This is a genomic window from Promicromonospora panici, from assembly GCF_900608595.1.
GTDB lineage: Bacteria > Actinomycetota > Actinomycetes > Actinomycetales > Cellulomonadaceae > Promicromonospora > Promicromonospora panici.
The window spans coordinates 61,693-84,883 of the sequence record NZ_UWYY01000009.1; the positions used below are offsets into that span (position 1 = coordinate 61,693).

Annotated in this window: 18 protein-coding genes and 1 tRNA gene; 9 read left to right on the forward strand and 10 right to left on the reverse strand. The window is 71.8% G+C overall.

Annotated features, from left to right (window positions below; genetic code table 11):
* Nucleotides 1-257: 257 nt before the first annotated feature.
* Nucleotides 258-2,738, forward strand: coding sequence for a glycoside hydrolase family 95 protein (locus EW117_RS11840; protein ID WP_129786925.1), 2,481 nt, complete (start codon nt 258-260; stop codon nt 2,736-2,738).
* Nucleotides 2,739-2,797: 59 nt separating this feature from the next.
* Here EW117_RS11840 and EW117_RS11845 read toward each other — a convergent pair.
* Nucleotides 2,798-2,871: transfer RNA gene (locus tag EW117_RS11845), tRNA-Arg, on the reverse strand.
* 89 nt (nt 2,872-2,960) lie between these two features.
* Complete coding sequence (locus EW117_RS11850; protein ID WP_242504245.1) at nt 2,961-3,353, reverse strand: DUF2834 domain-containing protein; 393 nt, start codon at nt 3,351-3,353, stop codon at nt 2,961-2,963.
* 51 nt (nt 3,354-3,404) lie between these two features.
* Here EW117_RS11850 and EW117_RS11855 point away from each other — a divergent pair, with 51 nt between their 5' ends.
* From EW117_RS11855 to EW117_RS11865, 3 genes are all read left to right on the forward strand, one after another.
* Entirely contained in the window at nt 3,405-4,067 is a 663-nt protein-coding gene (locus EW117_RS11855; protein ID WP_129786926.1) for a MerR family transcriptional regulator, read from the forward strand.
* Nucleotides 4,064-5,044 (forward strand): hypothetical protein, encoded by a 981-nt coding sequence (locus tag EW117_RS11860; protein ID WP_207211845.1) that lies wholly within the window; start codon nt 4,064-4,066, stop codon nt 5,042-5,044. The genes EW117_RS11855 and EW117_RS11860 overlap by 4 nt, the downstream gene beginning before the upstream one ends.
* Before the next feature lie 82 nt (nt 5,045-5,126).
* Nucleotides 5,127-6,278, forward strand: a complete 1,152-nt coding sequence (locus EW117_RS11865) for a winged helix DNA-binding domain-containing protein (RefSeq protein ID WP_129786927.1) — start codon at nt 5,127-5,129, stop codon at nt 6,276-6,278.
* A 62-nt stretch (nt 6,279-6,340) separates the two neighbouring features.
* Here the strand turns inward: EW117_RS11865 and EW117_RS11870 are convergent, their stop codons facing one another.
* Together EW117_RS11870 and EW117_RS11875 are read right to left on the reverse strand one after the other, a co-directional pair.
* A complete protein-coding gene (locus EW117_RS11870; protein ID WP_129786928.1) occupies nt 6,341-7,156 on the reverse strand; it encodes an ABC transporter permease in 816 nt (271 codons plus the stop codon).
* Nucleotides 7,153-8,130: an ATP-binding cassette domain-containing protein gene (locus tag EW117_RS11875; RefSeq protein WP_129786929.1), complete on the reverse strand. Its 978-nt coding sequence runs from the start codon at nt 8,128-8,130 to the stop codon at nt 7,153-7,155. Before EW117_RS11875 ends, EW117_RS11870 begins: the two co-directional genes overlap by 4 nt.
* A gap of 95 nt (nt 8,131-8,225) precedes the next feature.
* Here EW117_RS11875 and EW117_RS11880 point away from each other — a divergent pair, with 95 nt between their 5' ends.
* Together EW117_RS11880 and EW117_RS11885 are read left to right on the forward strand one after the other, a co-directional pair.
* The gene (locus tag EW117_RS11880) at nt 8,226-9,365 is read left to right on the forward strand and encodes a TetR/AcrR family transcriptional regulator (RefSeq protein WP_129786930.1); all 1,140 of its coding nucleotides are present in this window, start codon (nt 8,226-8,228) and stop codon (nt 9,363-9,365) included.
* A gap of 63 nt (nt 9,366-9,428) precedes the next feature.
* Complete coding sequence (locus EW117_RS11885) at nt 9,429-11,006, forward strand: ATP-dependent DNA ligase (protein ID WP_129786931.1); 1,578 nt, start codon at nt 9,429-9,431, stop codon at nt 11,004-11,006.
* Nucleotides 11,007-11,067: 61 nt separating this feature from the next.
* Here the strand turns inward: EW117_RS11885 and EW117_RS11890 are convergent, their stop codons facing one another.
* Nucleotides 11,068-12,159 (reverse strand): P-loop domain-containing protein, encoded by a 1,092-nt coding sequence (locus EW117_RS11890; RefSeq protein ID WP_165362662.1) that lies wholly within the window; start codon nt 12,157-12,159, stop codon nt 11,068-11,070.
* Between the two features lie 250 nt (nt 12,160-12,409).
* Here EW117_RS11890 and EW117_RS11895 point away from each other — a divergent pair, with 250 nt between their 5' ends.
* Complete coding sequence (locus EW117_RS11895) at nt 12,410-13,681, forward strand: cytochrome P450 family protein (protein WP_129786933.1); 1,272 nt, start codon at nt 12,410-12,412, stop codon at nt 13,679-13,681.
* A gap of 87 nt (nt 13,682-13,768) precedes the next feature.
* Complete coding sequence (locus EW117_RS11900) at nt 13,769-14,998, forward strand: sulfotransferase family protein (RefSeq protein ID WP_129786934.1); 1,230 nt, start codon at nt 13,769-13,771, stop codon at nt 14,996-14,998.
* On the opposite strand, the gene nikE is transcribed toward EW117_RS11900, so the two are convergent.
* The 5 genes from nikE to EW117_RS11925 all read right to left on the reverse strand — a co-directional run bounded on the left by nikE (nt 14,958) and on the right by EW117_RS11925 (nt 21,674).
* Nucleotides 14,958-16,631: a nickel ABC transporter ATP-binding protein NikE gene (nikE, locus tag EW117_RS11905; protein ID WP_242504246.1), complete on the reverse strand. Its 1,674-nt coding sequence runs from the start codon at nt 16,629-16,631 to the stop codon at nt 14,958-14,960. The genes EW117_RS11900 and nikE overlap by 41 nt on opposite strands.
* Nucleotides 16,628-17,470: an ABC transporter permease gene (locus EW117_RS11910; RefSeq protein ID WP_129786935.1), complete on the reverse strand. Its 843-nt coding sequence runs from the start codon at nt 17,468-17,470 to the stop codon at nt 16,628-16,630. Before EW117_RS11910 ends, nikE begins: the two co-directional genes overlap by 4 nt.
* Nucleotides 17,467-18,450 (reverse strand): ABC transporter permease, encoded by a 984-nt coding sequence (locus EW117_RS11915; protein ID WP_242504247.1) that lies wholly within the window; start codon nt 18,448-18,450, stop codon nt 17,467-17,469. The genes EW117_RS11910 and EW117_RS11915 overlap by 4 nt, the downstream gene beginning before the upstream one ends.
* Entirely contained in the window at nt 18,447-20,111 is a 1,665-nt protein-coding gene (locus EW117_RS11920; RefSeq protein WP_129786936.1) for an ABC transporter substrate-binding protein, read from the reverse strand. Before EW117_RS11920 ends, EW117_RS11915 begins: the two co-directional genes overlap by 4 nt.
* 192 nt (nt 20,112-20,303) lie before the next feature.
* A complete protein-coding gene (locus EW117_RS11925; protein WP_129786937.1) occupies nt 20,304-21,674 on the reverse strand; it encodes a hypothetical protein in 1,371 nt (456 codons plus the stop codon).
* A gap of 287 nt (nt 21,675-21,961) precedes the next feature.
* On the opposite strand from EW117_RS11925, the gene EW117_RS11930 reads away from it, so the two are divergent.
* Entirely contained in the window at nt 21,962-23,179 is a 1,218-nt protein-coding gene (locus EW117_RS11930; protein ID WP_129786938.1) for a toxic anion resistance protein, read from the forward strand.
* The last annotated feature ends 12 nt before the right edge of the window (nt 23,180-23,191 follow it).

Sequence of the window (23,191 nt, forward strand, 5' to 3'; positions counted from 1 at the left end):
AGCGTCGCCTTCAAACGGGTCCGCGGCACGACGCCGACCGCCCACCGGCGCGCCGCGGCCGCATAGGCGGGCGCCTGTCTGGGTCCGGCTCCAGGCCCACGAAGATTTGATGTTTGGGGACAACACGCGCCGGGGCGGGCCTCCTTTATCGAGACACCATGGGACGGTTGACCCGATACGTCATATCTTTGTAGGTTTGTCCCCACCCAGCTCACGGAGCGGGCCACTCGCGTTGTCGACGTCCAATGGAGGACGAGATGCCAGACGTGACCAGAAGGCAAGCCATCCACGCCGGTGCGGCGGGCGTGGGAGGTCTGCTGCTGCCCCTGCAGTGGACGGCTGCCGCGCGGGCGTCGTCCGCTCCACCACCCGAGGTCCGGGCGGCCGGAGACCTGGCGCTCTGGTACGACGAACCGGCGGGCGACGACTGGCTCCGCGCGCTGCCGCTGGGCAACGGGCGGCTGGGCGCCATGGTCTTCGGAAACCCCGGGACCGAGCGGCTGCAGCTCAACGAGGACACGATCTGGGCCGGCGGCCCGCACGACTCCGCGAACCCCAGGGCGCTGGCCGCGCTGCCTGAGGTGCGCCGGCTCGTCTTCGAGGACCGCTGGGTCGAGGCCCAGGACCTCATCAACCAGAACATGCTCGGCAACCCGGTGGGGCAGCTGGCCTACCAGACCGTCGGGAACCTGCGCCTCACGGTCCCCGGCACGAGCGGCGCCACCGAGTACCACCGGCAGCTCGACCTGACTACGGCCACGGCCCTGACCAGCTTCGTCGTCGGGGGCGTGCGCTACCGCCGGGAGACCTTCGTCAGCGCCCCGGACCAGGTCGTCGTCATGCGGCTGACCGCCGACGCATCCGGTTCCATCTCGTTCACCGCCGCCTTCGACAGCGCCCAGCGGACCACCACGGCCAGCCCCGACGCCACGGCGATCGCGCTGGACGGGGTCTCGAGCGACCAGGAGGGGATCCCCGGCCAGGTCAGGTTCCTGGCGTCGGCACGCGCCGTCGCCGACGGCGGGAGCGTCAGCAGCGTGGACGGCCGGCTGACCGTCTCGGGTGCGGACAGCGTGCTGCTCCTCGTCTCGATCGGCAGCAGCTACGTGGACCACACCGACGTCGGCGGCGACTACCAGGGGATCGCGTCGCACCACCTCGAGGCCGCCGTCGGCCGGTCGTTCGACGAGCTGCGCGGCCGGCACGTCGCCGAGTACCGGGAGCTGTTCGACCGGACGACCCTGGACCTGGGGCGCACGGCAGCGGCCGACCAGCCGACCGACGTCCGGATCGCCCAGCACGGCGGCGTCGACGACCCGCAGTTCTCCGCGCTGCTGTTCCAGTTCGGCCGGTACCTGCTGATCTCGTCGTCGCGGCCGGGCACGCAGCCGGCGAACCTCCAGGGCATCTGGAACCACGAGCTGTTCCCCGCGTGGGACTCCAAGTACACGATCAACGCCAACTTGCCCATGAACTACTGGCCCGCGGACACGACGAACCTGTCCGAGTGCTTCCAGCCGGTGTTCTCGATGATCGACGACCTCGCGATCACCGGCGCGCGCACGGCCGAGGTGCAGTACGGCGCGGGCGGCTGGGTGACGCACCACAACACGGACGGGTGGCGGGGCACGTCGGTCGTCGACGGCGCGTTCTGGGGGATGTGGCAGACGGGCGGAGCGTGGCTCGCCACGACGATCTGGGACCACTACCAGTTCACCGGGGACCTGGACTTCCTCCGCGAGCACTACCCGGCGATGCGGGGTGCCGCGCAGTTCTTCCTCGACACGCTCGTGGAGGAGCCGAACCTCGGCTATCTCGTCACCAACCCGTCGAACTCGCCAGAGCTCTCCCACCACACCGACGCCAGCGTCGCGGCCGGCCCGACGATGGACAACCAGATCCTCACCGACCTGTTCACCGGATGCGCGCGGGCGAGCGAGGTCCTCGGGGTCGACGCCGACTTCCGTGCGCGGGTGCTCGCCACCAGGGAGCGGCTGGCCCCCATGACGATCGGCTCGCGCGGCAACATCCAGGAGTGGCTCCACGACTGGGTCGAGACCGAGCGCACGCACCGCCACGTCTCGCACCTCTACGGCCTGCATCCCAGCAACCAGATCACCAGGCGTGGCACGCCCGAGCTGTTCGAGGCGGCGAAGCGGACGCTCGAGCTCCGCGGCGACGACGGCACCGGCTGGTCCCTGGCCTGGAAGATCAACTTCTGGGCTCGGCTCGAGGAGGGCGGGCGCGCCCACGACCTCATCAAGTACCTGGTCACGCCGGCCCGGCTGGCGCCCAACATGTTCGACCTCCACCCGCCGTTCCAGATCGACGGCAACTTCGGCGCCACCGGTGGGATCGCCGAGATGCTGCTGCAGAGCCATACGGGAGAGGTGCACCTGCTGCCCGCGCTGCCGCCGGCGTGGCCGAACGGCACCGTCGACGGCCTCCGGGCGCGCGGCGGCCACACCGTCGGAGCGACGTGGAGCGACGGGCAGGCCGACGAGTACCGGATCACCCCGGACCGCGACGGTACCGTCACGCTGCGCGGCAAGCTCTTCTCCGGCCGGTTCGCCGTGCTCGACACCACCCGGGGCGGGCGGGCCAGGACCGCGCGGGCCGCCACCGACGTCATCGAGCTGACCGGTGAGGCCGGGCACACGTATCGCGCCTATGCCCTCCGGAAGCCCGCGGCGGGCGCGCCCACCGAGGTCTCGCCCGAGCAACCGGCCGCCGGCTGACTCGCCGGCCGTGGCGATGGCCGGGACCCCGCCACGGCCGGCGTCGCCACGTTCCTGGGTGCCCCCGGCAGGATTCGAACCCGCGACCTAGTCATTAGAAGTGACCCGCTCTATCCAACTGAGCTACGGAGGCAAGCGAGGTGAGTTTAGCCTAGGTCGAGCTGGTCTTGACCATGTCAATTCACGCGCCAGGCGGTCGGGTAGCGGGTTACGAGCTGGTGATCAGCCGGCTGGCAGCGCCCTGCGCCGCAGGGCGAGCTCCCGCAGGCCGAGGAAGAGCGGGAACGTGAAGGCGATGGCGATCGCGAAGCTCAGCGGCACGAGGATCCAGACCCAGCGGGCCCAGCCGAGCCGGGTGCCCTCGACCAGCATGAACAGGCACGCCGCGATCGCGACGACGATGATGTCGACCGCCGCGGAGGAGCTCGCCGGGTTGGCGAACCAGCCCTCGAGATAACCGAGGCCCTGCGGGTCGGCCATGAACGCGATGTTGAAGGCCCAGGTGCCGATCAGGCCGGCCAGCGAGAGCACCAGCCATGCGACGGCGAGGACGAGCCGGCCTCGTGCGAGAGCCGGAGCTGGAGCCGGTGCTGGCGACATTGCGGGTTCGGACACGGTGTGCTCCTCGCTATTGATACCTCCACTATCGATAGTCATACTATCAGTATGCGCATCTCGGAACTCAGCGAGCGGACGGGCGTCAGCACCGCCTCGATCAAGTACTACACGCGGGAGGGTCTGCTGCCCGTCGGGGAGCGGACCGGCTACAACTCGACCGCGTACGGCGAGGCCCATGTCGCGCGGCTCCGCCTCATCCGGGCGCTCATCGACACGGGCGGCCTCACCGTCGCCGCCGCCGGCAGGGTCATCGCCGCGATCGATGACCCCGGCATCGAGCTCGACCACGTCTTCGGCATCGCCCAGCAGTCGGTCCCGCGCGAGATCACGCCCCCCTCGGCGGCGTCGGTCGAGAAGGTGCACGCGGTCATGCGGGAGCGCGGCTGGGCGACGGTCGACAAGAACCCCGGTATCCCCCTCGCCGCGAGCGTGCTCGACGACCTCGCGGTGACCCGAACCGACCTGAGTGCGGTGCTGTCCCGCTATGCGGAGGCCATCGACATGATCGCCGAGGCGGACCTCGACGCCGTCGCGGCGAGCGGCGACCGCGACCAGATGGCCGAGGCCGTCGTGGTCGGCATCGTCCTCGGCGACGTGCTGCTCGCCGGGCTCCGCCGCATCGCGCAGGAGTCGCACACCCATCGCCGCTACCGCGGGGGCGTCGTCCCCGGGCAGACACACGAGACGAACGAGACAGAGGAACCGACATGACCTCCCCCATCGCCATCTCCACGCCGACCGTCCCGCCCACGCTCCCCCGCCCCGACCGGTGGCACCGCGCGCTCATCGGCCTCGCCGTGGTGATGGCCGTGCTCACGGTCGCGACCGGTGTGCTCGCCATCGTCGACCCTCGAGAAATCCTGGGCCAGAACGCGTGGTTCAAGCCGCTGAAGTTCGTCCTCTCGACCGCCATCTACGCCGTCACCATGGCCTGGCTGATCGGCCAGGTACGCCGGTTCCGGCGGCCGGCCGAGGTGCTCGGCACCGTCATCGCCGTGGCGCTCCTCGTCGAGATAGTCGTCATCACCGGCGCCGCCGCGGCCGGTACGACGAGCCACTTCAACATCACCACCCCGCTCAACGGCGCGCTGTGGGCCGTCATGGGTGGCTCGATCGCCGTCGTCTGGCTCGCGAGCGCGGCCGTCGGCATCACCGTCGCCCTCAATCCCGGTCCCGACGCCGCGCGCAACCTGGCCGTCCGTGCCGGCATCACCCTGGGAATCGTCGGCATGGGACTCGCCTTCCTCATGACCGGCCCGACAGCGGAGCAGCTCGACGACTTCCAGGGCGTCGCCGGCGCCCACGCGGTCGGCGTCGCCGACGGCGGACCCGGCCTGCCGTTCCTGGGCTGGAGCACCGAGGGCGGCGACCTGCGCATCCCGCACTTCATCGGGCTGCACGCGCTGCAGACGATCCCGCTCGGCCTCCTGGCGCTCGAGCTGCTCTCCCGCCGGGTCCCGGTGCTTCGTGTCCCCCGGGTGCGGTTCCGGCTCGTGCTCATCGGCGCTCTCGCCTTCGCGGCGATGCTCGGGATCGTCACCTGGCAGGCACTGATCGGCGAGCCGATCGTGCGGCCGTCCGCTCCGATCCTCCTCGCGGGCCTCGCGACGGCGGCGGGGGCGGTCGTGGCGGTAGGAGCGGTGCTCGCCGTCGGCGTCCGGGCCGTGCGGACCTCGGATGATCGGTAGGGCATCCGGGGCCACCAGCCGGCGGCGACCACCTGACCGGCCGCCGCCGGTGAATGTCAGACGTGCGACGTAGCCTTCCTGCATGTCCTCCGGACCGACCGAGCTCTCCCCCGACGCCGCACGCCGGCTGCGCCTGCGCACGCAGGGGCTGGTGCTGCCCGACGACGGTCCTGGCTCCCCTGGGGTATCGCCGGTCGAGGTGGTACGCCGAATGGTGGCCCTCCAGGGCCAGGACCTGCCGGCAGTGCTACGCGCCATCGCGATCCGGTCTCGCCCGGGCACCACGCTGGACGACGTGCGCTCCGCGTTCGACGCCGGCGAGCTCGTACGCGGGTGGACCCAGCGCGGCACGCTCTTCGCGACCACGCCGAGCGACCTCGCCGCACTCGTCTCGCTGACGGGCGAGCGCATGATCCGCACGGGCCGGCGGACCCGCGAGACCGAGGGCCTGGACGACGCGGTCATCGCCCGCGCGGAGGCGGTCGCCCGGGAGGCGCTCGCGGCGCCCGAGCACGACGGCGGGATCTCGCGCGCCGCTATGCTCGACCACTGGCGCCAGGCAGGGGTGCCCGTCGAGGGCCAGCGCGGCTACCACCTGATCGCTACGCTGGCGCTCCGGCGAGTGCTGCACTGGGGACCGTTCGCGGGGGCGCAGCAGCTCATGGTCGCGACGCCGGGCTCCGGTTCCCTGGGCGTCCAGAACGAGGAGCCCGACGCGGCCCTGCGCCGCATCGCGCTGTCCTACTTCGCCAGCCGGGGGCCCGCCACCCCCGACGACCTCGCCTGGTGGCTCGGTCTGCCCAAGGTGCCGGTGCGCGCCGCGGTTGCGGCCCTCCGCGAGGCGCAACCGGAAGCCCTTACCGAGGTGGTGGTCGGCGAGCAGGCAATGCTCATCGGGCACGAGGCAGGCGGGCGCGGGCTGGACGGCGGCGGCGCGCCCAGCCTCGATCCCGAGCTCGCCAAGCCGGCCGGCGTCGTCCTCGTGCCCGGGTTCGACGAGGTCGTGCTGGGCTATCAGGACCGCGAGCTGGTCGCGGACGCCGAGGCCATGCGGACCGTCGTCCCGTTCATCAACGGAATCTTCCGCCCGGCGGTCCTCGTGGACGGGCGCCTGGTCGGGACCTGGCGTCGTGCACCGAAGCGCGGCGAGGAGCCGTTCGAGCTCGTGCCCGGAGTCCGGGCGCGCGCCCGTAAGGAGGTCGGCGCCGCGGTGGCGGCCTGGCCCCTGGGCTGATACCGGCCGGTCCGCGTGGGTGACGCGGCTCTACCGACCCGACGCTCAGGGGCGGCACCAAGTCACTGCTGGCGCCCGTACGCGCGGACCGCGAGCGGGCAGAACACGACGAAGAGGGCCGCGCACCAGATGAGCGTGGTCGCGACGGCGTCGCCGGCCGGTGCGCCGTTGAGCAGTGCCCGGCAGGCGTCCATCACCTGGGTGACCGGGTTGATCTCGGCCCACGCCCGCAGCCAGCCCGGCAGCGTCTCGACGGGAGCCGCGAGGCTGCTGCCGAGCTGCAGCGGCAGGAAGGTGATGAAGCTGATCGCGAGCACGAACTCGGCGCTCCTGACCAGGACGCCGACGAACACCATGACCCAGCTCAGGCAGAAGCCGAACAAGATGGCCAGCCCGGCCGCGGCGACGGCGTCGGCCAGGCCGCCCTGGATGCGGAAGCCGAGGAGCGCCCCGATGGCGAAGAGGATGGCGACCGCGAGGAGGTAGCGGACGAGGTCGGCCAGCACGGAGCCGAGCAGCGGCGCGATGCGGCTGATCGGCAGGCTGCGGAACCGGTCGGTGACTCCGTTCTTGAGGTCGAGGTTGATGCTGCTGCCGGTCGAGACCATCCCGGCCAGGCCCGCGCCCATGACGAGGATGCCGGGGAAGAGGTACTGGAGGTAGTCGGCGGTCGAGCCGGCGACCGAGCCGCCGAAGAGGTAAGCGAACAGCACCATGAACAGGGCCGGCGTGATGACCCCGTTGACGATCGGGCCTGGGTTGCGCGTCGTCTTGGCGAGGCTGCGGCCGGCGAGCACGAGGCTGTGGCGGAACCAGGCGAGCGGCCTGGTACGCGGCTGTTCGGTGGTGGGCAAGGTGGCGGGGGCAACGGTGGTCATGAGGCAGCCTTCGTCGGTTCGGGAGTGTTGTCAGCGGCAGTGGCGGGCGCCCCCGTCAGGGCGAGGAACACCTCGTCGAGACTGGGCAGCCTGAGCGACAGCTCCGAGACGCCGATGCGCTGTTCACGCAGCCGGGCCGCGATCTCGAACAGCGCCTCGTCACCGGTGACCGGCACCGCCAGCTCGTGCCGGGTGGAGCGCTCCGGGGCCCGGCCCGCGACGTCGGCCAGGATGGCGGTGGTCGCCTCGGCATCCGCGGGATCGTTCGGCCGGACGGCGATGGTGTGCCCACCGACCTGGCTCTTGAGCTCGGCGGGGGTGCCGGAGGCGATGACCCGGCCGTGGTCGATGACGGCGATGGCATCGGCGAGCGCGTCGGCCTCCTCGAGGTACTGGGTGGTCAGGAGGACGGTGACACCGTCAGCGCTGAGCCCGCGGATCATCTGCCACAGCTCGTCCCGCTTGCCGGGGTCCAGCCCGACCGAGGGCTCGTCGAGGAAGACCACCTCGGGACGCCCGACGAGGCTCGCCGCCAGATCGAGACGCCGCCGCATGCCGCCGGAGTAGCCGGCCACCGGCCGCTTCGCCGCGTCCTCGAGGCCGAATCGGGCGAGCAGCTCGCCGGCGCGCCGGGCCGCCTGCGGATGCGTCAGGTCGAGCAGCCGGCCGATCATGACGAGGTTCGCCCGCCCGGTCAGCTCTTCGTCCACGCTGGCGTGCTGGCCCGACAGCGCGATCCGTCGGCGAACCTGCCCAGGCTGCCGCGTGACGTCGTACCCGGCCACGGACGCACGTCCGCCATCCGGGCGCAGCAGGGTCGCCAGAATACGGATCACCGTCGTCTTGCCCGCACCGTTGGGCCCCAGCACGCCGAGCACCTGCCCGCGCGGGGCGGCCAGGCTGACGCCGTCGAGCGCTGTGACCTTGCCGAATGCCTTGACCAGTCCTTCTGCTTCGAACCCTTGCTCTGTCACCGGCAGCGTCCTTCGTCTCGTCGTTGGATTCAGATGATGTAATCATCTGGATTTTCAGAGTATCTTAACGGCGACGGTCGAGGAAGGGACGTGCGATGGTTCGGCTGACCCGGGCGCAGCAGCAGGAGCGCACTCGCGCGGCAGTGCTGGCCGCAGCCCGCGAGGAGTTCGTCGAGCAGGGCTACGCGCTGGCGAAGATCGACCGGATCGCCGACCGCGCCGAGCTGACCCGCGGCGCGGTCTACTCGAACTTCGCGGGCAAGCGCGCGCTGTACCTGGCGGTGCTCGTCGAGCTGGTCGAGCAAGCCCGCGGTGCGGATGCCCCAGAACCGCCCGGCTCGCTGGCCGACGCGTTGGGCGCGTTCGCCCGGACCTGGCTGGAGCGCCTTCCCCTCGCGGGCGACACCGCATCGGGCGGCCGCCTGCAGCTGCGCTCGCTCACGGGGGTCGTCGACGACGAACGAGGCCGGGCCGTGCTGGCGCAGCTCGCCCGGCTGGAGGCCCTGGTGCTCGCGATCGGGCTGGAGCCCTACCTGCCGGATCGCGAGCGCCACCCGGACCAGGCACCCGCGCGCCAGGTGCGGTTGGCCGAGCTGGTGCTGACGCAGTTGAGCGGCTCGGGCTTTCTCGCCGAGATGGCGCCGGGATTTGGCGACCCGTTCGACCAGGCGCGCGCGTGCGAGCACCTGGCCGACCTCGATCTCGCCGACGCCTGGGCACCGTCGTACCTGCCCCATGTCGAGCCCGGCGAGCAGTGCCAGGATGCGTGGGCTCCGCCTGCGGGGCTCGTGGACCAGATCACCGGCGAACCGGTCGACCTCGGCGCCGACGGCCTGGTCACGGTGCTGGGCGCTCGGCGGCTGGCCGCCGCCGAAGAGGCCGTTCGTTCGACCCGGCCCGGCGAGCAGGCCACGGTGGTCGTCGTCACGAGCGATCCCGCCGAGACCGGGCGTCTCGTGCGGCTCCGGGTCAGCGACCTCAGCGGAGTCCTACGCCGCGTGTTCGGTCCCGGAGCCTGGCAGCACGTTCGTCTGGTGATCGACGACGGCGCGGTGGCGGCGTCGGCCCTGGGCCAGGCGGACGTCGACGACGAGACCGAGGTCGCGGTGCGCGTCCGGGGCGGCCTGATCGCCGCTCGGGCCGCCGGACGGGGTGCCGCCTACGCGGCAGCGGCAGCGGCAGGCGACGGGAAGCGGAGTCCGGTCCAGGCGCCGACGTCGGACCGCTCGAAGTAGGCGGCGCTTCCCGCATCCGCCCAGATAGGCCGCGTTCCGACCGCGGACGCGTCAAGATGGAACATGCTCCTCGCCGAGGTCGCCGCCACGTCCGACGCCGTCTCCGCCACCCGCTCGCGCCTTGCCAAGCGCGCGGCCATCGCCGACCTGCTGCGCCGCACGGCCGCTGGCGACTCGGCCGCAGCTGACCAGGCCTCCACCAACATCGAGATCGTCGTCGCCTACATCGCGGGCGCCCTGCGCCAGCGCCGCACCGGCCTCGGCTACGCGGCGCTGCGCGACCTCCCGCCGCCCGCGTCGGAAGCCACGCTCACGGTGCGCGCCGTCGACGCCGCGTTCGCCGAGATGGCAGCCCTCGAAGGCCCCGGGTCCGCCCAGGCCCGCTCGGCCGCCGCCGCAGATCTGTTCGGCGCCGCGACCGAGCGCGAGCAGGCCTTCCTCCGCGGCCTGGTCGCGGGCGAGCTGCGGCAAGGTGCGCTCGACTCGGTCGTGGTCGACGCCGTCGCCGAGGCCGCCGGCACTCCCCCGGACGCCGTCCGCCGCGCCGTCATGATGCGCGGCGCCACCGGGCCGGTGGCGAGCGCCGCCCTCCTCGCGGAGGATCCGCTCGGCGCGCTGGCGACGTTCACGCTCGAGGTCGGCCGACCGGTCCGGCCGATGCTCGCCCAGTCAGCGCCGGATATCGCCGCCGCCTTCGAGAAGCTCAGCTCAGCCGACGCACCGACCGAGCTGTGCGTCGACGTCAAGCTCGACGGCATCCGGATCCAGGTGCATCGGCTCGGCGACGACATCCGCGTCGTCACGCGCTCCCTGGACGACATCACCGAGCGCGTGCCCGAGATCGTCGACGTGGTGCGCGCTCTCCCGTCGGACCGCCTGGTGCTGGACGGCGAGGCGCTCGCGATCGGGGAGGACGGCGTGCCCCGGCCGTTCCAGGAGACCGCCGCGCGGTCCGCGACCCGGGAGGCGACGCCCGAGGCGGAGCTGGCCTCGCAGCTTCAGCTGTCCCCGTTCTTCTTCGACGTGCTGCACGCCGACGGCCGCGACCTCGTCGACGCCCCGCTGCACGAGCGCCTCGCCGTACTTGACGAAGTCGCGGCGCCGCACGTGGTGCGCCGCCTGGTGACGTCCGATCCCGAGGCTGCCGCCGAATTCTTCGCGGGGGCGCTGCGCGAGGGCCAGGAGGGCGTGGTGGTCAAGTCGCTCGACACGCCCTACGCGGCCGGACGCCGCGGAGCGGGCTGGATCAAGGTCAAGCCGCGGCAGACGCTCGACCTGGTGGTGCTGGCGGTCGAGCGGGGTTCGGGCCGCCGGCAGGGCTGGCTGTCCAACATCCACCTCGGTGCGCGCGACCCTGAGGGCGGGTTCGTGATGCTGGGAAAGATGTTCAAAGGGATGACCGACGAGATGCTGGAATGGCAGACCGCGCGCTTCACCGAGCTCAAGACCGACGACAACGGGTGGGTCGTCACAGTTCGGCCCGAGCAGGTCGTCGAGATCGCGTTCGACGGGCTGCAGCGTTCCACCCGCTACCCGGGCGGGCTCGCCCTGCGCTTCGCGCGCGTGCTGCGCTACCGCGACGACAAGAGCGCGGCCGAGGCCGACACGATCGAGACGGTGCGGACCCTCGCGGGTTTCTAGCCGCTCGCAGGAGGCAAGGCTGTCGACCGAGATTCCTTGACGGCGGGCATCGGCCAAGTCCTCACCAGCCGACCCGGGCGAGAACCTCCTTCGCGACCGCGTCCGGGGACGCGTCGTCGGCATCTATCCGCACGACGCCGTCCGGCACCGGCCTGGCCTGCTCGCTGATCGCCCGGTCGGCGATGCGCTCGGCGACCTCCGCGGGCTGGCCCAGCAGGTCGTCGCCCGCCAGCACGGCGGGACCGCCGGCACGACGGCGTTGTGCGCGTTCCCGGAGAGTCGCCGGTGATGCCTCCAGCCGCATCACCGTCAGCCGCGCCGGGGAGAACAGGGACGCCAGCCCCGGTAGGTCCGCGCCGTCGGGCAGGGCGCCGACGAGGACCATCCGCTGGGCACCATCAGCCGCGAAGGTGCGCCACAGCGCTGCCGTTTGTTCGACCCCGAGGGTTCCGCCCTCGGCGTCGTCCGCGAAGGAGAGCTGTCCCACGTCGGCGAATCCGGTCCGGCGGGCCGACTGCCACTGGCTCATCACGGCGTCCCACCCGACCGTGGACTTCCCGACGCACCGCGGACCGGTCAGCCAGAGGATCTCGCCGTCGGCCGGCTCAGGATCCGGCGGACTGCCGGCGGCCAATACTCCCGCGGACGGCGGCCAGGCGTCGACCAGGCGGTCGACAAGGTCGGGGACGGCGGCTGCCGACGTGTCCAGGACGAGGCCACCGTCGGCCGGCTCCGGAACCTCCGCGCCCGCCTCTCCGACCTGAGCCGCGACCTCCGCGGACGGCAGTCCACGCGCCACGAGCCGCTCGCGCAGGAGCTCGCTCTCGGCGGTCAGGCCGACCATCAGCAGGCGGCATCCGGGCAGCACCGGCGCGGGACCGGACTCCGTCACGCCCGAGACGACGAGGCGTTCGACGCCCCGCTCACGCAGCAGGCGCGTCATCACGGCCAGCGCGCGGGTCTTCAGCGCGTACCGGTGGGGGTCGCCGTCCGGCGCGGGATAGCACATACCGAGCTGGTCGATGTCGACGTGGGCGACGCGCGCGCCGTCGTCGGCCAGCCGCTGGTACACCGACCAGGCGAGCGTGGACTTGCCGGTGCCCGGAGGTCCCGTCAGCCAGAGCACCCGCAGGCCCTCGCGATTCTCAGCCATGTCCCGCACCCCGTTGTCAGCTTGCTGTCGGAGGGCCGTTCGGCCCCGTGGTCGGGTCGATTGTCGCCCCATGACCGTCTCGCCCGGTAGCGCTTAATCGTCGGAGCAGGATGCGCGGCCGGAGAAAAAACCACCCGTTCCCCAGGCCATCAGATACCCGGACATACTCGACAGTCGCCTATATATCCGGCAGGGTTCGGCGAGCAAGCAACCTGTACCCGACCCAGACGGGGACATGATGAGGTCAACCATGACCGACGGTATCGCCGGCACCGGCGACGCCGTCAGCGATGATTTCGCCGGCCGGCCCTTGAAGCTCGACGATCCCGCGACCGTCACGACCATCACGGAGCTGACCGCGTCGCGCGACGCGGGCGCCGTCCACGCACGGCTGCGCGAGGAGTGGGGGGACATCGCCCCTGTGGAGCTGGAGCCCGGTGCCCGCGCCTGGCTCGTGACGGAGTACCGGACAATTGTCGCGATGGCCCGCGGCCAGCTCCCCCTCAGCGCGACGACCGGGCTCTGGAGCGGCCACGAGCGCGGCCCGGCCTCGGCGGACTCACTCCTGCTCGGGCCGCTGGCGTCGTCCGCCCGGCTCACGGTGGAACAGGCGGACGGAAGCACGCACGACCGGCTCCGTATCCCGCTCGACGAGTCGCTCGGCGTGATCGACGACGCCGAGGTCGTGCGGACCACCCGCGCCCGGTGCGACGAGCTCATCGACCAGTTCGCCGCGACCGGTATGGCCGACCTGGTGCGCGACTACGTCGCGCAGATGCCGCACCTGACACTCGGCGCGGTTCTCGGGTTCGACGCCGGGACGGCGCAGCAGGTGTTCGGTGCCGCCGCGCGCCGGCCGGCCGAACGGAATGCGGCGTCGGCCGTGCACGAGGTGAGCTTCCTGCTCACCGGGCAGACGGCGGCCCGCCGGGCGGACGGCGCGCCCACCCCCGCCGGCCGGCTCGCGCGGCATGCCGCCTACGAGAGCACCGCGGAGGCGACGCTCGGCGTCCTGTCGCTCACGGCTACCGCGGACCTCGGCCTGCAGGCCTGGCTGGCACAGACGCTCTACCTCTCCCTGACCGACGACCGGTTCGCCAGGCGGCTCGCCGGCGGTCGGCTAGGGACCGACGAGGCGCTCGACGAGGTGCTGTGGACCGCGCCCCCGGTGAGCGCGCTGGCTCCGCGGATCGCCGTCGAGGACTTCGTGCTCGACAGCAAGCTCGTGCAGCGCGGGGACGCGATGCTGCTCGCGGTCGGTGCGGTCGGCTCGGACCCGAGCATCCGCGGCGAGAGCCCCTGGGACGGCTCCGGCGGCAGTGCCCACCTCGCGTTCGGTGTGGGCGCCCACGCCTGCCCCGCGCCGCACCTGGCCCGGCTGATCGTCCGGACGGCGGCCGAGACCCTGCACCGCCGCCTCACGCCCACGCTCGCGGTGGGTCCGGAGGATCTCCGGTGGGCGCCTGACTTCCGCTTTCGCCTGCTGGAGGCCCTGCCGGTCTCCTTCCGCCCCGAGCAGTAATCCCCGCCGCGGTCCGGGCCGCCCGTTCCGTGATCCCCGCGGAAGCCGCACGACCCGCCACGCCGATCACACCCCCGAAGGGACACCGTGAGCCGTACTACCCGAGCCTCCAAGGTTCTCAACACCGTCTTCGCCCCCGCCGTCAGGGGGCGCGACGACCCCGCCGGCGCCTGGGCGAAGGCCGTCGCCGAGGTCGAGAAGGACGCCGGCATCCAGGACCCCGAGCTCGCCGACGGTCTAGGCCGCGTGTTCGCGAGCATCTCCGAGGAGCCCCGGCTGACGCCCCTGGGCTGGATGTTCTCGCTCAGTGTGGTCAAGGACCGCTACACCAACCGGCTGCGCATCAAGAAGCTGCTGGCCGAGCGCCCGGAGATCGCCGCCGAGCAGATCACCAACCCGGTGTTCGTGCTCGGGCTGCCGCGCACGGCGACCACGCTGACCCACAAGGTGCTCGCGGCGTCGCCCGACCATCGCGGGCCGCTCGCCTGGGAGATGTCCAACACGGGACTCGAGGACCCCGCCGCGGCGAAGCGGGCGATCAAGAAGTTCGACCAGAACGCCCAGATCTTCACGAAGGTCTTCGCGCCGAGCCTGAAGGACATCCATCCGATCAGTGCGAAGGACCCGGAGGAGTCGCTGCTGCTCATGCCGCACGGGACCTTCTGGCCGCTGTTCCACGGCAGCATGCCCTCCTACCGGGAGTGGTACGCGCAGCGCAGCGCGGCGGAGCTGGCCGGCGACTACGAGTGCCTGAAGCAGGGCCTGCAGGTGCTGCAGCACGGGCGGGCGCCCAAGCGGTGGATCGTCAAGTACCCGGCACACCTGAACGACATGACGGTGATCAAGGAGGTGTTCCCGGACGCCACGTTCGTGTGGACGCACCGCGACCCGGCCACCGTCGTCGGCTCGGCGTGCAGTCTCGTGGAGACGCTGTGGGCGCCGTACCAGACGGATCCCGACCCGCTCGAGGTCGGGGAGCTCATCATGGACTCCATGGTCACGTGGGTGAACAACGCGCTGGAGTCGCGGCTCACCCTGCCGCCGTCGTCCATCGTGGACGTGCCGTACCACGCGCTGAGCGCCGACCCGCACACCGAGGTGCCGCGGGTGTACTCGGCGATCGGGGCGAGGTGGACGGCGAGCGACGAAGCGCAGCTCGACCGGGTGCTCGCCCGGCCGGCGGGAACGCGTCGGCACGAGTACGACATGCGGCGCTACGGGCTGCAGCCGGAGCAGGTCGAGGAGAAGTTCGCGGGATACCTGCGCCTGCTGAACACTATCGACACCCTGGACGCGAAGCCGAAGGCTGAGATGTGACGCTCGCGGTGGTTGCCGGGCCAAGCTCGACGACGCGGCCCTCCCGGAGCACCGCGATGTCGTCGCTCATGTGCAGCGCGACCCCGAGGTCGTGGGTGATGAGGAGGTAGGCGAGGTCCCGATCGCGCTGGAGCTCATCGAGCAGATCGAGCACTTGCGCCTGGACCGAGACGTCGAGCGCGGAGACCGGCTCGTCGAGGATCAGCACCCGGGGGTCGGCGGCCAGCGCCCGCGCGATCGAGACGCGCTGGCGCTGGCCACCGGACAGGTGCAGCGGACGCCGGGCCGCCAGGGCGTGGTCGAGGCCGACGGTGTCCAGCAGCGCAGTGACCTCCGCGCGGACCGGTCCGGGCCGGGTCGACCGGCCGCGGGTGACAGCGTCTGCGAGGATCGCGCCGACGGTCCAGCGCGGGTCGAACGAGCTGAGCGCGTCCTGGAACACGGCGCCGACGAAGGGCCGGCGGGGGCGGCGTCGGGCCTCCGGCAGGGGGCTCCAGGGCTCGCCGAGCAGCGTGACCTCGCCGGCGTCGGGGCGTTCGAGTCCGAGAAGCAGGCGGGCGGTCGTGGACTTGCCGGAGCCGGACTCCCCGACCAGCCCCAGGGTCCGGCCCGCGCGGAGCGAGAACGACACGTCGTCGGCGGCGACGATCTCCCGCCCCCCGACGTAGAAGGTCCGGCGCATGCCGGAGGCCTCGAGCAGCACCTCGCCGAACGTGGGCCTGATCGCCTTATCAGCGGCCATACCGCGACTACTCCTACGTTCGACGCCGGCGGTCGGGTCGCCGGCGGTCGGGTCGGCGACGGACGGCGGCGGCGCCGAACGCGGCAGCGACGCCGGCGACAGCCGGGTGCCGCGGGGGCGGCCCGCCGGGACGGCGTCGACCAGCTTGCGGGTGTACTCGTGCTTCGGTTGCTCGAACACCTCGGCCGGGGTGCCCTCCTCGACCACGGCGCCGTCGGTCATGACGAGCACCCGGTCCGCGATGCCACGCACGACGGACAGGTCGTGGCTGATGAGCAGCAGGGCGGTGCCCTCGTCGCGCAGCTGCCCCAGCAGCCGGAGCACGCCGGCCTGGACGGGCTGGTCCAGGGCGGTGGTGGGTTCGTCCGCGACGAGGAGCTGCGGCGCGCCCGCGATCCCAGAGGCGATCAGGGCGCGCTGTCGCTGGCCGCCGGAGAGCTCGCCGGGACGCTGGCGGGACCGCAGCTCGGCGTCGGGCAGGCCTACGCGTTCGAGGAGCTCGATGGTGCGCGCCCGGCGCGCGGCGGCGTCGAGCCCGGTGTGCAGGGCGAGCGTGTCGCCGATCTCGCGGCCGATGGGGCGCAGGGGGTCGAGGGAGACGAGCGCGTCCTGGGCGATCAGGCCGACCGTGCCGCCGCGCAACCGGCGCAGACGCCGCCCGGTCAGCGACAGGACGGGCTGCCCCGCGACCGTCAGCTCCGCAGCCGAGACCCGAGCGCCGTCGCCCGCGAGGCCGACGATGCTGCGCGCCGTCACGCTCTTGCCCGAGCCGGACTCGCCGACGATCGCCACGCACTCGCCGGCCGCCACCCGGAAGCTGACCCCGTCGACCACGCGACGCCCGGAGAACTCCACGACCAGGTCGCTGACCTCGAGCACCGGCCCACTCATGCGGCACTCCTGTTCCGCTTCTGGATGCCGCGGCCGACGACGGTCGCAGCCGCGGCGCTGGCGACGATCGCGAGGCCGGGGAAGAAGGTCATCCACCAGAAGTTCGCGATGTAGGTGCGGCCCGCGGCGAGCATCGCGCCCCACTCCGCGGCGGGCGGCACGGCCCCGAGGCCGAGATAGCTCAGCGAGGAGACCCAGATGACCGCCTGCCCGAGCCCGAGGGTCGCGAGCACGAACAGCGCGGCGGTCACGTTCGGCAGGATGTGCCGGGTGATGATCCAGAGCCGGCCGCGGCCCAGCACGCGGGCGGCCTCGACGAACTCGGCGGCCGCCGTCCGCCGCACCTGGGACCGGATGATGCGCGCGTAGCCTGGCGCGGTCGCCAGGCCGACGGCGATCGTCGAGCTCAGCACGCCCGGCCCCGTGACCACGATGAACAGCAGCGCGAGCAGCAGACCGGGGAAGGCGAACAGCACCTCGACGAACCGGGTGGTGCCGAAGTCGAGCCAGCGCGGGCCCAGCCCCGCGACGAAGCCGAGGACTATCGCCAGCCCGATGCCGATCGCCGTCGCGAGAACGCCGATCCGCAGGGACTCCGACGCGCCGTGGACCACGCGCGTGTAGATGTCCCGGCCGGACTCGTCGGTCCCGAAGAGGTGGGTGAGCGACGGCGGCCGGAAGGCGTCGGTGTGCGAGACGGCGAGCGGGTCCCCCGGCGCGAGCAGGTTCGGCCAGAGCGCCGCGACGAGCAGGAGCACCAGCACCAGGCCGGCGATCGCCTCGGCGACGGTGGGACGGAACGCCGTGGCGCCCGCGACGGCGGTACGCGGCCGGATCATTCCGTCACCGCCCTGGCGCGCGGGTCGATGGCGCGGTCGGCGAGGTCGGTCACGAGCGTCATGACCGTATAGGCGAGCGCCACCACGAGCACGATGCCCGTCACCAGGGTGACGTCGCGCAGCTGGACCGCCGACAGCAGGCTGCGGCCGAGGCCCTGGCGGGCGAACACCGACTCGACGACCACCGCACCGCTGATCAGCGACCCGAAGGCCCACCCGGACAGCCCGACGGCGGGGATCGCCGCGTGCCGCAGGGTATGCCGCCAGAAGATCCGGGCCTCGCTCTCGCCGCGCGCTCGCGCCGTCGTGACGAAGGGCGACTCCATCGCCGTCAGCAGCGACTCGCGCATGACCTGCCCCAGGAACCCGGCCAGCGGGATCGCCATGGTGAGCGCGGGCAGCACGATGCCGAGCGGCCCGGGCACGCTGACCGGCGGCAGGATGCCCAGGGTGTTGCTGAAGAACAGGATCAGCACGGTGGCGAGCCAGAAGTGCGGGACGGCCGCCGCGACGAGCTCCAGCCCGGAGCCGATGGCCCAGGCGACCCGGCCGCCCCGCACGCTCCACGCCGCCAGCGCGCACGCGAGCGCCCAGGCCAGGGCCAGCGAGCAGAGCGCGAGGGCGAGCGTGGCGCCGAGCTGTTCCCCGATCGCCGTCGCCACGGGCTTGTGCAGCGAGTAGGACTGCCCGAGGTCACCGGTCACGAGCCGCCCGAGGTAGGTCAGGTACTGCACCACGAGCGGCTGGTCGAGGCCGTACTCGCGGCGGACCTGCTCCAGCGCCTCGGGTCCCGCCTGGGAGCCGGGCCCGCCGAGGATGGCCTCGGCGGGGTCACCCGGGACCAGCCGGAGGGCGAAGAACGTGATCGTCGCCGCCGCCCAGAGCACGAAGAGGACCCCGCCGGCGCGCAGGAGGAGCCAGCGCCGGTTGCCCGGCGCCGGGCTCCTGCGCACCCCGGTGGTGGGGACCGGAAGGGTCAAGACGCCAGCCAGGCCTCGGCGAAGGTCGGCGTCGACACCGTCGGCATCGCACGCAGACCCCGCACGGTCGACGAGTACAGGAAGTGGTTCTGCTGGTCGTACAGCGGCAGGATGTAGTACCCGTCGAGGATGATCCGCTGCGCCTGCGCGTAGAGGTCGGCCCGCTCACCGGCATCGCTCGTGGCCGAGGCTCGGGTGAGCAGCTCGTCGAGCTCGGCGTCGTCCACCTGGGCGAGGTTCGCGAAGTAGCCGCTCGGCGCGGGCTCGATGCTGGCGGAGTGGTACAGGATCCGCAGCACGTCCGGCCCGACCTTCGTGTACGGGGCGCTGACCAGGTCGTAGTCGTTCTCGGCGAGCGCGCCGTACCAGCTCGACAGGTCGAGCGGGTGGAGGTTGACCTGGAAGCCCGCGGTCTTGGCGTCCGCCTGGATCTGCTCGAACAGGGACTGCTCGGCCGGGATCGACTGGTTGGTGCTCACCGGGAAGTCGAGGGTGAGGCGCTCGCCGTCCTTGACGCGGTAGCCCTCGGCGTCCCGCTCGTCCCAGCCGGCCTCGTCGAGGAGGTCCGCGGCGGCGGCGGTGTCGACGGCGAAGCGGTCGGGCTCGCTCAGGCCGAGCGGCTCGACGCTCGACAGCGGCGAGTACGAGCGCTCGGCCGTGCCGAAGAAGAGGCTCTGGATGCCGTCGTCCACGTTCACGGAACGGATGAACGCCTCGCGGACGCGCTCGTCGTCGAACGGCGCCTTGCCCGAGTTGAGCTCGATGCGGTTGGCGGCGCCGGGACGAGGCGCGTCGAGCTCCTCGATCGCGTCGTCCGGCTCCGCGGACCGGATGGTGTCGGGCTGCGCGTTGTCGATGACCTGCGCCTCGCCCGACTGGAGCGCGGCGTAGCGGCTCGCGGAGTCGGGGATGAACCGCCACACGATCGAGTCGAGGTACGGCAGGGTGGCTCCCTCGGGCACCTCCACGTCAGCAGGCGGCGAGGCGTAGTCGTCGTTCCGCACGAGTGTCACCGACTCCTGGCGCTCCCACTCGTCGACGACGAACGGGCCGGTGCCGACCGGTGCGGCGCAGTTCTCCTCCTGGCTGCGTTCCAGGGCCTTCGGCGACTCCATCGCCACCCACACCTGCGAGAGCGACTCGAGCAGCGCGCTGTCCGGTGCGCTCAGCTCCAGGCGGACCAGGTGGTCGTCGACGGCCACCACGTTCTCGATCTTCGCCAGCGCGAGGTAACCGGTCGACGACGCCGTCGCCGGGTCCTGCACGTGCTCGATGTTCGCGGCGACGGCTTCGGCGTCGAAGGGCGTGCCATCGGTGAACGTCACGTCCTCGCGGAGCCGGAACTCCCACGTGAGGCCGTCGTCGCTCTCGGTCCACTCGGTGGCGAGCCACGGGATGACCTCGCCGTCATCGGAGAGCGAGACGAGCGACTCCAGGTACTGCGTGGCGATGAGCGCCTGCGGGTAGTTGCCGCCCACGTGCGGGTCGAGGCAGGAGGGCTCGGCGTCGCCGGAGGCGTAGGTCAGGGTTCCGCCTGCCACGGGTTCGCCGGTGGGCTCGCCGGTCGTCCCTCCCCCGGGTGAGCAGGCGGCGATCAGGAGAGCGACGGCGGCCGTCAGCACGACGGCGGCACGCGGGCGGGAGAACCGGCGCGAGGGCATGGCTTCGTGTACATCCTGTCTGGAAGGTTGTCCGAACGACTCCGTTCATGCTCCCAAACCCCCGCTCCCGACGGTGGTATTCCGCCTACGGGTGCCGTGTGGGGCGTGCCACACACGACGACGCTGCTACGCCGCCCGAAGGCCGGCCGCCCCATGCGCACGTGGACGGCCGGCCCGTTCCGAGAGGCTGGGTCAGTCGTTGCGCCCGATCGTGATGCACTGCTCGGACCCACTTTCGGCGGCCCACGCGCCGGCGTTGCCGGCGTTGTCAACGCCGCGGGCCGTCCAGCACGTCGTCGATCCCTGTGGACTCGTGACGTCGGCGGTGTCGCCCGGGATGACTACATAGTCGCCGAACGTGTCCTCATGTACTTGCTTCTGTCGGTAACGGAGCTCCACACGAGCGACTCCGCTCGGACGGAAGTACGGGTCACCGGAGTCCGACACGGACGCCGTGACGGTGTAGTCCGGATCGGACGCGTGCTCTGGCATGCCGCTGATCCACTCCGCGCCGATGCTGAGACCGTTCAGCCAGGGGGCGCTGGTGTCCGTCGGCTCGGTCGCCACCGGCGAGGCGATCGACGTCAGGTCCACGGCGCGCACGTCATCGGCGGCGTCGACATAGGCAACCGTCGTACCGGCGTCGTCCAGATCGAACTCCGGCAGGTTGGTGTTGGTGTCTGAAGGGACCGCGAGGGATCTCGTGACTCCGCCGAAGACACCTTCTGCTGCCGTGCCGTACCCGTAGTCGTACGCGTACTCGCCCACCACGACACCAGGGCCGAGCTGCACCGGAACGCGAGTCGACGCGCCGCCGCTCCGCTCGAGAACCTCGTAGTCGCGGTAGACCCCTTCGAGGTCGAGCAGCAGCCCACCTTCCCTGCACGACAACATGGTGAAGCGTTCGTCCGCGTCATCGACGACAGCGAAGCCGTTGAAGTCTGATGAGCAGACCTCCGGCCGCTGTTCGAGGACACCGCCGGTCACGATGTCGTACCGCGTCAAGGTGAACTGGTCGTCCATCACGACGACGTCGTCACCAGCGACAGCAACTCCCCGGCTGCTGCCTTCGAAGGAAGCCGGGACCGTGAGCGTGTCCGTCGGTTCTGTGACGGGCTGCACGACCACGGACGACCCCTGGCGCAAGGCCAGATACTGGGCGCCGGCACCCAGAGTCGTGCTCGTCGAGGTGCTCCGGCTCCCACCCCCCTCACGCGCCCAGGCGATCAGGTTCGTGTCGCCCTGGTCGATCTGCACGACGTCGGTCTCCGCCGTGACGAGCTCGCCGACCAGCGGCGACCCACCGAGCTCGGTGCCCCACGCCGCCGCGGGGTCCGCTCGGTCACGCCAGACGACCTGCGGCCCAGACGCGGACTGGACCTCGACGAAGAGGTAGTGGTCGGTCAGCGCGACCTCCGTCGGGGTACCGAATGTGCTGACTTCTCCGGCGGTCACGAGGACGGTGCTCGGCGCGGGGTCGGCCTGTGCGGGCCCCGCGGCGATCACCATGCCGCCTAGCGCCACAGCGCTGATGGCACCGAAGCCGAGAGAACGTCTCGTCACGGCAGGGCGCACCAGGGTGGTGCAGAACATATTGCCTCCAAACGCGCCACGGTCGCGGCGACAGTCAGCGACCGTAGCGACGACCCGGGCCCATGAGTAGGGTCCTATCGGGTGAAATCGGGCATTGCACCCCATCTTCGCTCGACCGCCGGCCGTGCCCACGGCACGCCGGGAACTCTTGTCGGTGCCTCCGCGTTCTCACCCCGCACCCAGGCGTTTTCCTCCCGGCGAGAGTGGCTCGCCGCATATACTCGCCGGGTTCGGACGCCCTATCGCGAGGAGCACCGATGACCGAGCCGATGCCGCTTCAACCGCCTGCCCCCGCCGAGCCCCTCGTGCTCAGCGCGCCCGACCCGGTCCAGCCCGTTGCCGCCACGCAGGCGCCCAAGATGGCGCCCAAGGTGGACCCCGCCGTCGCCCCCGCGCTCGACCAGAAGGTATCCACCTACCTCGACGGTCTGCTCAGCGCCGATACCAAGAGCCCCGAGTTCGCCAAGCGTGCCGACGACGTGCGCACCATGGGCGACCAGGACATCCGCCAGGCCGCCGACTCCAGCAACCGGCTGCTGGCCACGCCCGTCCGGGCGCTCAAGGAGGGCGGCCTCGCGGACGGCTCCAAGGTGGGCCAGACCCTGCTGGAGCTGCGCCGCACCGTCGAGGACCTGGACCCGTCCGAGAAGAGCGTCGGGCGCAAGTTCCTCGGCGTCATCCCGTTCGGCGACAAGCTGCAGGACTACTTCCGCCGCTACGAGTCCGCCCAGGGCCAGCTCAACGCGATCATCCAGGCCCTGTACAACGGGCAGGACGAGCTGCGCAAGGACAACGCGGCGCTCAACCTGGAGAAGCAGAACCTCTGGGACACGATGGCGCGGCTCAACCAGTACATCTACGTGGCCGAGCGGCTCGACGCCCAGCTGTCCGCGAAGGTCGCCGAGCTCCAGATCGCCGAGCCCGAACGGGCCAAGGCGCTGTCCGAGGACGTCCTGTTCTACGTGCGCCAGAAGCACCAGGACCTGCTCACGCAGCTCGCGGTGTCGATCCAGGGCTACCTTGCGATCGACATCATCATCAAGAACAACGTCGAGCTCACCAAGGGTGTCGACCGCGCCACGACGACTACGGTCTCCGCGCTGCGCACCGCCGTCATCGTGGCCCAGGCCCTGGCGAACCAGAAGCTCGTGCTCGACCAGATCGGCGCGCTGAACACCACGACGTCGAACATGATCGCCTCCACGTCCAAGATGCTCGCCGACCAGTCCGCGACCATCCAGGAGCAGGCCGCGAGCTCGACGGTCGGCATCGAGCAGCTCCAGGCGGCGTTCGCGAACATCTACGCCACGATGGACTCCATCAGCGACTTCAAGAGCCGGGCGCTCGACTCGATGTCGCAGACCATCGGCGTGCTCCAGACCGAGACGACCAAGGCGACCGAGTACGTGGAGCGCGCACGGCGTACCAACACCAACGGCGTGGCGAGCGGATCACTCGACCTCAACACCCCGTGACGGCGGGCCCGG